General features: G+C 34.7%; 11 protein-coding genes. 3 read left to right on the forward strand and 8 right to left on the reverse strand.

Annotation, left to right across the window (positions count from 1 at the left end; translation table 11 throughout):
* The first annotated feature begins 47 nt into the window (after positions 1–47).
* From DIT68_RS14025 to DIT68_RS14035, 3 genes are all read left to right on the forward strand, one after another.
* Positions 48–1,586, forward strand: a complete 1,539-nt coding sequence (locus DIT68_RS14025) for a PAS domain-containing sensor histidine kinase (RefSeq protein WP_109360449.1) — start codon at positions 48–50, stop codon at positions 1,584–1,586.
* 105 nt (positions 1,587–1,691) lie between these two features.
* Positions 1,692–3,215, forward strand: coding sequence for a histidine kinase dimerization/phosphoacceptor domain -containing protein (locus tag DIT68_RS14030; protein WP_109360450.1), 1,524 nt, complete (start codon positions 1,692–1,694; stop codon positions 3,213–3,215).
* A 240-nt stretch (positions 3,216–3,455) separates the two neighbouring features.
* Positions 3,456–4,985 carry a PAS domain-containing sensor histidine kinase gene (locus DIT68_RS14035; protein ID WP_109360451.1) on the forward strand — a complete coding sequence of 510 codons (1,530 nt, stop codon included), beginning with the start codon at positions 3,456–3,458 and terminating at the stop codon, positions 4,983–4,985.
* Here DIT68_RS14035 and DIT68_RS14040 read toward each other — a convergent pair.
* The 8 genes from DIT68_RS14040 to DIT68_RS14075 form a co-directional block, all read right to left on the reverse strand.
* Positions 4,973–6,376, reverse strand: a complete 1,404-nt coding sequence (locus tag DIT68_RS14040; RefSeq protein ID WP_109360452.1) for a hypothetical protein — start codon at positions 6,374–6,376, stop codon at positions 4,973–4,975. The two genes, DIT68_RS14035 and DIT68_RS14040, sit on opposite strands and share 13 nt — an antisense overlap.
* Before the next feature lie 87 nt (positions 6,377–6,463).
* Positions 6,464–6,877 carry a DUF6691 family protein gene (locus tag DIT68_RS14045; protein WP_109360453.1) on the reverse strand — a complete coding sequence of 138 codons (414 nt, stop codon included), beginning with the start codon at positions 6,875–6,877 and terminating at the stop codon, positions 6,464–6,466.
* 17 nt (positions 6,878–6,894) lie between these two features.
* Entirely contained in the window at positions 6,895–7,455 is a 561-nt protein-coding gene (locus tag DIT68_RS14050) for a YeeE/YedE family protein (protein ID WP_317133914.1), read from the reverse strand.
* Positions 7,456–7,461: 6 nt separating this feature from the next.
* Entirely contained in the window at positions 7,462–8,295 is an 834-nt protein-coding gene (locus tag DIT68_RS14055; protein ID WP_109360454.1) for a universal stress protein, read from the reverse strand.
* Between the two features lie 2 nt (positions 8,296–8,297).
* Positions 8,298–8,702, reverse strand: coding sequence for a rhodanese-like domain-containing protein (locus tag DIT68_RS14060; RefSeq protein ID WP_199223428.1), 405 nt, complete (start codon positions 8,700–8,702; stop codon positions 8,298–8,300).
* A 96-nt stretch (positions 8,703–8,798) separates the two neighbouring features.
* On the reverse strand, positions 8,799–10,211 hold the full coding sequence (locus tag DIT68_RS14065; RefSeq protein ID WP_109360455.1) for an MBL fold metallo-hydrolase: 1,413 nt from the start codon (positions 10,209–10,211) through the stop codon (positions 8,799–8,801).
* A 477-nt stretch (positions 10,212–10,688) separates the two neighbouring features.
* On the reverse strand, positions 10,689–11,405 hold the full coding sequence (locus DIT68_RS14070; protein ID WP_233244203.1) for a BRO-N domain-containing protein: 717 nt from the start codon (positions 11,403–11,405) through the stop codon (positions 10,689–10,691).
* Between the two features lie 4 nt (positions 11,406–11,409).
* Entirely contained in the window at positions 11,410–12,006 is a 597-nt protein-coding gene (locus DIT68_RS14075; protein ID WP_109360456.1) for a methyltransferase domain-containing protein, read from the reverse strand.
* Positions 12,007–12,053 lie beyond the last annotated feature (47 nt).

Below are 12,053 nucleotides of genomic sequence, written 5' to 3' on the forward strand. Positions count from 1 at the left end.
GGCTCAATTTGGAATTGTATTCTGAGTTGCGCTAAATACCTTTATTTATGAACGAAGAGATTGAAAAAATAGATATTGAGATTTTAGACGCTAAAGCAAAATTATTAGCGCTAAAAACCAAATCATTAGAGCTTAAAAGAAAAAGTTTAGCTGTAAATGATCGCTTAACTCCATCCTCTACATCGAAAGATGTTGAGGAGTATAAAGAGAAATTAGATAAATTGGAGGAGCGCATTGAAAAAACTAAGGTGTTTTTTAGTGTGGGTAAATGGCTTTATAGTTTCGAGGATGAATCTTTAGAATGGTCTGGAGAAACCTATAAAATATTTGATTATCCAGAAAGTTACGAAGGAAGTTTAAAAGAGTTTTATTTTTCATGTGTTAATGATATCACAAAGGTTCGGTTGGATGAGTACAGTAAAAGACTAAGGACTGAAAATGAGGAGATAGAAGTTAATCAGTCTATTACAACCCCTCTGGGTAGAAAAAAAATGCTTTCATTTACTTCAAAACCTATATTGAATAAAAACGGTGAAATTATAGGTGTTGAAGGTTTGGTTAAGGATTTAACAGATGAAATTGAAGGAGGAGAAGCGCTAGATAACTTCTTTAATTTATCTTATGACTTACACTGTATCGCTCACCCAGATCGCTATTTTGTTAAAATTAGTCCAGCTTGGGAAAAATTACTTGGTTATGATGAAAAAGAAATTCTGTCTCGTTCTTATATGGATTTTATTCACCCCGATGATTTAAATGTAACGGATGATGCTGTTGATGAACTAAAGGATCTTGGTTCTGTTTTTCAGTTTGAGAACCGCTATGTGGCCAAGTCGGGAGAAACAGTTTTTTTAGAATGGAACTGCCAAGTTGATTTAGAAACTAACCTAACTTATTGTAATGCCAAGGATATTACGAAAACCAAATTCGACAAGGAAGCTTTATTAAATGATTTGAGCAACAAGGAATTATTGCTTAGAGAAATTCACCACAGGGTGAAAAATAATCTTCAAATTATTTCAAGTTTACTTTCATTGCAGGCTGGTGTGAATCATGACGAGGATAGAATTTTAAAACTCTACCAAGACAGTAAGAATAGAATTCATTCTATGGCAGCTATCCATGAAATGTTTTATAAATCTGAAGAGTTGGATAAAATTGATTTTAGTGAATACCTTGAAAAATTGGTGGCTGATTTGGCCAATACCTTTAACTCTAAAGATAAGAACATCAGCTTTGCCATTATAGCAAAGTCTGTTTTTGTTAACCTAGATACAGCAATTCCTTTAGGTCTGTTAATCAACGAGGTAATTACCAACTCCATGAAACATGGTGTGGATGCTGAAGGAAATGTGAAAATCTCCATCAATATGGAAGAGAAAGAAAATGAGCGGCTTGAAATAATGATAGGCGATAGTGGAATCAATAGCTTAGATAATATTTTGGATCAAGATTTAGAAAGTCTGGGCATTATGCTCATTAATAGTTTGGTTGAACAAGTCGATGGAGAGATTGAACAGCTAAATGAAATTGATGGAACAGTTTTTAAATTGACTTTAGAAAATAAATTAGCTTATAAGATGTAGGCTGTTGTATTTGTTCCCATTTGAGCAGGTGTGTTGCAATTCGCTAATTAAAAGAATCTACTATGCTGTTTACCGAAGATTAAGAAAAGCGTCAAACTAAATAAAATGGAGAAGAAATTAGAGATTATATTACACAAGTTAATACAAGCGGAAGAAAGTGTTCGTATGCTTAAATCGCAAGCTCTTAAAACGATAAATCCAGAAAGTAACTTGTTGTTGGAGGATACCCAAAAGTTGGAGGAGCTCAAGGCAGAACTAGAACAGAAGGAGGATCTCATAAGAAAAGGGGAAGAATTTGCGAATGTAGGAAGGTGGATATACATGTTTGACACAGATCAAATGGAATGGTCCGATGAAACACGTAGAATTTTTGAATACCCTAAGGATTACGAGGGGAGTTTAAAGGATTTTTACTTTGAATGTGTTGATCCTGATGGTTTTGAACATTTAGCTATTCAAATTGAAAACCTGAGATTAAAGAGTGAAGAGCAAGTAATGACCCACAGTGTTCGCACACCGAGTGGAAATCTGAAAACTTTATCGTGTGTATCTTCTCCCATCTTGAACGAAAAAGGGGAGATAATCGGAGTAGAAGGTTTTCTCAAGGACATTTCTGATCATATTACAGGGAACAAGGGCTTGGATAACTTTTTTAACCTATCTCACGATCTTCATTGTATATTTCATTTAGATGGAAGGTTTGTAAAAGTGAGTCCCTCTTGGACGAAATTACTAGGATATGCCGAGAATGAATTGGTTTCTCATTCTTTTTTAGAATTTCTTCACCCAGAGGACAAAGAGAAATCTTTACAAATTTATACGGATGTGGAAAGGAATAAAAGAACTCCAACTTTCGAAAATCGGTACATTAGTAAAAGTGGTGAAGTAGTTTATTTAAGTTGGAATACTCAATTAGATACAGAAACGAAATTAGCCTATTGTACGGCCAGGAATATCACAGAAACTAGATTAAAAGAGGAAAAATTACTTTCTGATTTGTCGGGAAAAGAGCTCTTGTTGCGCGAAATTCATCACAGGGTTAAAAATAATCTTCAAATCATTTCTAGTTTGTTGTCCCTGCAGTCCGATATTAATGAAGGGCATGAATTGCTTTCTAGGCTTTATGCAGACAGTAAAAATAGAATTCACTCCATGGCGGCTATTCATGAAATGTTTTATCAATCTGAAGAATTAGATAAAATTGATTTCAGTAAATATATAAAGCAGTTGTTAAGTGATTTATCCAACACATTTAATTCTGATAAGAAATCAATTAGTTTCTCAGTTAACGCGACGGCCGTGTTTGTTAATCTAGACACAGCAATACCTTTAGGGTTACTGATAAATGAGGTAATTACGAACTCTATAAAGCATGGTGCAAATGCCGAAGGAAACGTGGTGATCTCCATTGATATGACTGAAAAAGAAAATGGAGAATTTGAAATAATGATAGGCGACACCGGTATTAATACACGAGAGAATATATTGAATCAGGATTTTGAAAGTCTGGGGGTTTTATTGATTAATAGTTTGGTGGATCAGGTCGATGGAAAAATTGAACAATTAAATAAAACTGAAGGTACGGTTTTTAAACTCACATTGGAAAATAAATTAGTTTCACAGGGTTAAATTTTTTATTAGGGTTTATGTGAACAATTAACTTTTCCTAAACTGAATGTCTTTTTTTTCTAGCGTTTGTTAGAAGTTCTAAATCCTTAACCATTTTTCGCTTTAGCAATTAACTTTTGTTTGAATATCGTTTGATTTTCAATAATCTACCCAGCATAAACCTAAGAAAAAACAGAATTTCACAATAATTTAACTATTTTTACAATCTAAATCTTGTTTGGGTCTAGAAATTAATCAATAATGCAAAGAAACCACGAAAAGCTAAAAAAAGAACTAGAGAGCGCTGCAGCTAAACTCTTAGAGTTAAAGATAAAAACAAAAGATTTGGATTACAGCAGTAAAATTCCTCTTCAGTTCCAAATCAGTAAAAAAGTTTATAACATCTCTCTCTTTAATGGGATTGATAATCAGATTAAAAACTTAAAAAACAAAGAGCAATCGAAAGTGGGGAGGTGGTCTTATTTGTTTGAAAGCCAAAATTTGGAATGGTCATCGGAGGTTTATCACATTCTTGAATATCCAAAGAACTTTAAGGGAGACTTATTGGCTTATTATTTCTCAATTATAGATAGGAAAACAATAGAGCGTTTGCCGGAAATGATCGAAATCTTTAATGGAAAAAAGGAAAGCAGTGTAATGAGCCAAACTATTATTACACCTTCTGGAAAAACTAAGGTTTTATCTTTTTCATCTGTTCCTCTTTTAGATAATAATGGAGAGCTTATCGGTGTTACTGGTAGTTTGATTGATGTTACAGATAACATAAATGGAAGAAGCGGATTAGATAACTTCTTTAATATGTCAAGTGATTTACATTGTATTACACACTTAGACACTTATTTCTTAAAGGTAAGTCCAGCGTGGTCTCAGCTCTTAGGATATACAACGGAAGAGCTACTTTCGAAAAGCTATTTAAATTTTATTCATCCCGATGATATCGATGGTTCCTATGCCGCGGTTCTTGAAGTTGATAAAACAAGTACTTCTTTGACGTATGAAAATAGATTTGTAAAGAAAAATGGTGAAACGGTTTATTTAAGTTGGAAAGCTAGATTGGACCCTTTAACAGACTTAGGTTTTTGTACTGCTAGAGATATCACTGAAAGTAAGTTGAAAAGTGACAGTTTAATTAGTAGTCTCAGCAATAAAGAGTTGTTGCTCAGAGAAATTCATCACAGGGTGAAGAATAATTTGCAAATTATAACTAGTTTATTTTCGCTTCAAGCCGGTATAACTCCACACGAGGAGCATTTGACACAATTGTATCAGGACAGTAAAAATAGAATTCATTCTATGGCGGCTATTCACGAAATGTTTTACGAATCTGAACAACTAGATGTAATTGAGATAGGTAAATATTTAAAGAAATTAGTTGATGTTTTGTCTTCGAGTTCAGATACAAAGGGAAAAACTATTGCGTTTACTACAAAAATGGATGAAGTCTATGTGAATTTAGATATTGCAGTACCATTGGGGTTAATAATCAACGAAATTGTAACAAATTCTATCCGCTTTGGAATGGATGGAGAAAACAAGGTGAATATTTCTATTTCTATTAAGCAGTTAGCGGGTAATCAACTGAAAATAGAGATTGGTGATAATGGCGTGAGTGAATATATTGATTTGCTTGATGAAAAGGCAGAAAGCCTGGGTATTTTATTAATCAATAGTTTGGTAGAACAAATAGATGGTGAAATAGAGCAATTAAAAGGTGTTCAAGGGACTAAGTTTACATTGGTTTTTGAAAACAAAACCAATTATAATGCATAATCAATAATTAAATTCAAATTGATCATATTTACCTTATTGTGCTTTTCTGAAAAGGTCATTGAAGCGGAGTGCTTCTCTTTTTTATAGGCTGCCAAAAACCTTATGCTCATTCCTTTAAGATAATTTTTAAACTTGTATTTCATGTCGATTGTGAAATGATAATAATCATCCAAACTGTACTTGTTCAGTCTTTTATTCTCTATATCCGGTTGATCAACTAATCCTGCACCTAAAAGTAGGGAGTATCCAGTCTTTAAAGTGTTGAATTTGTATTTTAAGGTGTATGCATTTAGCCCTCCATAACCTTCAAAAGCTTCTCGGGATTGCGTTGCATAAAAAATTTCGCGTCCCCATTCTCTTGGAAAAAGATACCTGCCTTGATCAGAAATTCCTAAATAGTTTATACTAAATTCATGTTGCTCAATGAATTTGGCGGCCATTTTCCCTCCTATGGCAAAGCTTTGCTCATCTTTTAGAATGTAGGTGAAATCTTGATTAGCATTTCCTCCATTGTTTAAAGCAGTTTGGTATAATCCCTGAAGCCCAAGCTTATATTCTGTATTGTTGTGTTTTAATTTAAAATCGGATTGAATAAAAGTTAAATTAAAAACATTCTCGCCTACATAGTTCCAAGCTTGTGTTTTCCAATTGTCTAAATTGTATTGCGCTCCAAAAACACCAATTCCTGAGGTGGAAATATGACCGCGATAATTGCTCGCTTCACCAGAGGGATTAATGCCTTGACCGTAAACTCCGAATGAGTTGGAAGAAGAGAAGCTATGGCTCGTTCCTCGGATATGCTCAGAAAGAAACCAAGCAGCCGAAAGTTTCCATTTATTGTAATTATAATTTACATTTAATCCTTGAAATAGATTAGGACGTATGCGATTGGTGTTCTTGTTCAAAAGTGGTGTTTGGTGAATTTGACTTCCAAGTTTGAAATGGAGTCCCTTGTATTCATAGGCCAAATAAATCTCTTCCAAACCAGCCAAAGGATGCCGATTATTTGGGTTTTTAATGTCAAATAAAGACTTTTCATAACGATTTTGAGCCCATTCGTTTTCAGCATTGAGTAAATTGTACTCTGCTAAACGAAAGGTGACATATCCTCCCATTTTAAAATGAAATCCATAAAAACTAGGGGTGGTGTAGTCAACTCCAGCACCTTGGGCCAATGCGAAGTAATCTCTATTTGATCCTTCATTTAATGTGGACATAAAAAATGTTCGTGATTTAAATTCTAATTCACCTTTTTTTAAGAAATCACTTAATGTTTTGGTAGAATCGGTAGAAGGAGATTGACCAAAGGGATGCTTTGGGAAAGTAAAAGCGAGTAAAATAACTATTAGTAGAATTAAATTTTTACGCCTAACACTTGCTTTTAATATCATTTTACTCGCTTTTGATTTTAAATTCGATGGACAACTACCAAAAGTAAATGGCCAACCAATAATTGTCAATTATAATTTGTTCACTGTTTAATGAGGTAGTCTGTCTTTTAGTACACCATAAAGCAGTGTTCCCAGCAGCGCGAATATGAAAATCACACCGAAGGACATAAAGCCATACCCGATGTTAACCACCATTGGTCCAGGACAAGCACCGCTAAGTGCCCAACCTAATCCGAATATAGTACCTCCAATTAAGTAACGCGCAACGGATTTGTTTTTTGGGTAGAATAAAATTGGATTTCCTGCCATGTCACGGACTTTGAATTTTTTTATCAGTGCTACAATAATTGTAGAAGTAACTACTGCAACTCCAATAATGCCGTACATGTGGAAGGCTTGGAATCTGAACATTTCTTGAATTCTGTACCAAGAAATAGCTTCTGATTTGGACATAACTATTCCAAATAGTGCTCCCACTATTAAGTATTTTATAAATTTCATCTCTCTCTTTTAATTTTTTAAAAAATAAGCGGGAATATTCCGAATGTCATGATTAACCCGCCGATAAAGAATCCCACAACTGCAATTAATGAAGGAAGTTGAAGGTCTGCTAAGCCACTGATGGCGTGTCCTGATGTACATCCTCCGGCATATCTAGCACCGAATCCAACCATAAGACCACCAAAAGCAAGAATTAAAAATCCTTTCAATGTGAATATTGCTTCAAAAGCAAATAATTCGGCTGGTTGTATAGATGTAGGAGCAGCAAAACCAAGTGCTTCTAAATCTGTAATTGTGTTTTCGGATATCAAAACGGCCTGGTTAGGATCACTCAAGAACTCGCTTGTGATGTATCCTCCAACTACTGCACCTAAAAGAAAAACTAAGTTCCATATTTGTTTTTTCCAATCAAAATCAAAGAACTTTACACGTTTCCCAGCACCACCCATTGAGCAGATTGTGCGTAAATTGGCAGAGAATCCGAAGGAGTTTCCGAAGAATAACATCAAAAACATAATCAAAGCAAGTACTAGCCCTGAAAACCACCATGGCCAAGGTTGCATTAAAAAATCTATCATTTTTATCTATTTAATTTTGTAAGAAATAATTGGTTTGTATAAGTGGTTAATCAAAGTTTCTGTTGCACTTTTATGGAAAAAACCACCCTTTCCGTGTGTTCCAATGCATACGACATCCATGTCATGTGATTCCATGAAGTGATTAACACCCTCCTCGATATTATGATCAAGAATTACATGCATTTCGTAATTTTTCAGCTCGTTTTTCTGAGCAAAAATCAACATGTTTTCCTTGATTTTATCTTGGTTGTCATTCTTCGTAGCAATTTGCAGTAAATGAAGTTTAGTTCCGAAGACTTCCATCACGCGCTTCATCAACTTTAAATTCTGCGGATCATTTTCTTCAAAATTATGAACCAAAAGAATGTCTTTTAATTCTAATCCTGAACGGTCACACATCAAGGTCATCACAGGAATTTCAGAACGTCGAGCAATTAATTGCGCATTACTACCGATAAACCGCTCTGCAAATCCGGAAGTTCCTTTTGTTCCTAATGCGATAAGATCAAAGTTGTTTTCCTCTGCATATTGAATGATTCCTGTCGTAGTATGGCCAAAAATCAGATCAGTTTTAACCCCTTCATTTTTCTCTTTAAGTTCATTCAATTTTCCTAAAGCCATGTCACGTTGTACGGCAACAAAGTCCACATCAATCTCTCCACAAGTACTAATGTTGTTGTCCTTATCGAGCGTTACCGTGTCGGGAACATTTAAAATATGCAAAAAAGTGATGTCCATATTTGCCTTTTTTGATAGGTTGTTTACCATCATAAAAGCATATTCCGCTTCGATTGAGAAATCAGTGGGAATCAAGACTTTTAAACTCTCTTTCTTTTCCATGATTATTGTTGTTTCTTAATTTTATTCAAATGGGCTTCATTAATTCCATTGATGATATTGTCGACTCCGGCATTCATCAGCATATTTTTAGCTTGTCCAGATCGTGCTCCACTGCGGCAGTACACAACAACTTGGTCATGGCCTTGGAATTTTTCAACATTGGATTCAACAGTATTTAAAGGAATATTAATCGCACCTTCAAAATGGCCTGCTTTAAATTCTTGTGGTGTTCGTACATCAACTATAAAGGCATTTTCAAAATCAATTTTATCGTTTTGACTGTTTTGAGTTGTGCGCTTTGTTTCTGAAGTGCTCGCCGTTTCTGATGTTTGTGAGTTTGAGCAGCTCGTAAAAACTACTGTTCCAAACATCATGAGGCTTAAACCTATGTTTTTTATATAACTCATTTGCTTTGTTTTATAACTTTAAAATTTGGATTCTAGTTCAATACAAAACACAGTGGCCCAAACGTGTTGAACCACTGTGAAAATTATGATATTGAATTATGATAAAGTCTTAGATGCACAAACGAAGTCTGTTTTAGGTACTTTTGTTTCTGCGATTGCACCCATTCCACCTTCAACCTCCGTGAAGTTTCTGTAACCTCTAGATTGTAAGATACTTGCTGCAATCATACTTCTGTATCCACCCGCACAGTGCATGAAGAAATGCTCATCTGGATTAATGTCTTTGATCCAGTCATTTAGACTTGCTAATGGACGAGAGAAAGCTTCATCAACGTGCTCAGCTTCATATTCTGATTCTTTACGTACATCGTAAACAACGCTTTCGTCTTTTTTGAAACGACTTTCGAATTCAGCTGGTGTAATTCTGTCTACTTTGTCAATTTCACGGTCTTCTTTAGTCCAAGATTCAAAACCTCCTTCTAAGAAACCAATTACATTGTCGAATCCAACGCGTGTTAATCGAATCACAACTTCTTCTTCCATTCCTGGTTCAGTAACCAAAAGTAATGGTTGTTGAACATCTCCAATCATAGCTCCAACCCATGGTGCAAAGTCACCTCCGATTCCGATACTCACTGAGTTAGGAATAAATCCTTTAGCGAAATCACCATTGTCTCTCGTGTCTAGAATTAAAGCTCCTGTACCTTCTGCGGCTGCTTCAAATTCTTTTGGAGACAATGCTTTAAGACCTGTTTTGATTACATCGTCAACGTTTTTATATCCTGTTTTATTCATTGCAACGTTAGCTCCAAAATATGCTGGAGGTGGTAGTAAACCATCTGTTACCGCTTCAATAAATGCTTCTTTATTTGGTTGATTCAATGCATAGTTTACCTTTTTCTGGTTTCCTAATGTATCAACTGTTTCTTTCATCATGTTTTTACCACAAGCAGATCCTGCACCGTGAGCTGGATAAACGATTACGTCATCTGCTAAAGGCATGATTTTCGTCATTAACGAGTCGTAAAGGTGACCTGCTAGCTCATCTTGTGTCATATTCGCTGCTTTTTGAGCTAAATCTGGACGTCCCACATCTCCTAAGAATAAAGTATCTCCTGAGAATATAGCGTGATCATTTCCGTCTGCGTCAATCAATAGGTAAGTTGTACTTTCCATTGTGTGACCTGGTGTATGCAAAACTTTAATTTTGATGTCTCCCACTTCTAAAATTTGCTCGTCTTCAGCAACTATACAATCAAACTCTGGTGCTGCCGTAGGACCAAAAACGATGTCAGCTCCTGTAGCCTTAGCCAAATCTAAGTGTCCAGAAACGAAATCTGCGTGGAAGTGTGTTTCAAGAATGTACTTCAACTTAACGTTATCTTTTTCTAATCTTTCTAGATAAGGTTGGATTTCACGTAATGGATCAATAATTACTGCTTCTCCATTGCTCGTGATGTAATATGCACCCTGTGCTAAACATCCTGTGTAAATTTGTTCAATGTTCATGTCTCTCTTTTTTTATTGTTTTTTAATTATTTTCTTTTGACTGGCACAAAGGTCGGGAATCATTAGTGATATCTCGGTTACAATTGTTACAGTCTTTGCAAGAGTTCTCCAAATCCTGCGTTACGCTCGTTAAATTTTAAATCATTTATAAAAATAAACTCCCAACAATTATGCCTTCGCATGCCTTGTCATTGTGCAATTCTTACAAAGAATTGTATTTCTTCTTTTAGTATTTCAAATCCTGCGTTATGCTTGGTTTTACTTTCAGTTGTTTATAAAAATAAACGCCTAAAATTAAAATCATGTATTTATCGGAATCACAAGCCTTGTCATAGATTAATGCTCATTAAAAATATATCATTTGTCCAAATTCTTTTGTTCATTTAAATAATCTTTAGCTGTCAGTTTGTTTACAATTTTTTTTCCTGATTTTTCTTCAATTTCTTTTCTTGTATTGCCTGCAATAGTTCCACCTTGTTATGCTATTTCTTTGTTCGCGGTGAAAGACTTTGGTTTTTTCTCTTTACTTATTTCCGTAGTAGTAGCTTCGGCAAGCATATTTAGTACGAGTTCTAAATTGCTCATGTTATCACGAAGATTTTCTTTTTTAAGTCCTTTCAGTTTTTTATAATTTTTCACATCAAAACCACTCCATGCTTTAGTTATTTCATTAGTGAGAATTGCATATTCCATTCCTTTTTTAACACCTCTTTCTTCCCATTCATCGGTAAGCTCCTTTCGAACCTCAATACTTTTTAGCCGTTGATTAACCCATTGTTTGCTATATCCTTTTTTGAGGTAAGTTTCCATTAATCTATCAAATCCAATCTCCGGATCTTCAATTTCATCAATACGTTCCTTGGCCACTTTAGCTATCCATATTTTAAATGGTTCTGCTTTTGGTGACGGAACACTTTGTATTAATCTAAACAGTTGTTCGGTATCGGCAACATCTGTTTTTCTCTTTTTACCATCTTTAGCTGTCATTTTCAACCCGTGAAGATTTGTCACGGTTTGGTTTCCCTCTTGCTTTAGGCGTTGTTTTAGTTTACGCCAATAGGCTGTTGCATCTTTACTTTCGGTGAGAATAGCAATAACATCTATAACTGAAAAATACCATTTCTCTTGGTCTTCATCCCATTCCGTGCGTACTTGTTGTTGTTCAAAAAGTTTTATGCTATTTTCTTTGGTCATTTGCCTACTTTTTAAGATTAATCCACAATTCAGTATCTTTTCTTGCTGGATGAGAATTATAGCACTTTTCCATTTTTTCTATTTTTAAATTCCCTTCCATTAAATCCAAATATTCTTCCTTGTTTCCTTCGAATGGCGGACCGCCAACAAATTCTCTATCGAATAACAATCCACAAAGTTTACCTTCGTCTGAAAGTAAGGATTTCATTTTTTGTACATATTTCGGTCTAAGAGAAGGGTGAATAGCACAAAAGAAAGTTTGTTCAATGATTAAGTCATACGCTCCTTCATGTTTAAAAAAGTCTCCATGAATTAAATGAATATTTGGATTGTTCTTAAAGTCTTTCTGAAGTTTGGAAATCAATTTTGGTGCAATATCTATAACGGTAACATTGGTAAATCCATTGTCTATTAAATATTTCGCTTCATAAGCGTTTCCGGCTCCAGGAATTAAAATCTTTAAATCCTTATTTTCAATTTGATCAATATATGTTTTGATAGGAGGGGAGACTTCGCCCAAGTCCCAACCAGTTAAATTATTCTCGTATTTAGAGTTCCAAAATTCTTGGTCTAAATTTTCTAATGTTTGTGATTCTTTCAAGGTCTATGAATTTTAATTTGAAGAAAGAAAGATACTAAAATATATGC

The organism is Brumimicrobium oceani, assembly GCF_003143775.1.
Lineage (GTDB): Bacteria > Bacteroidota > Bacteroidia > Flavobacteriales_D > Crocinitomicaceae > Brumimicrobium > Brumimicrobium oceani.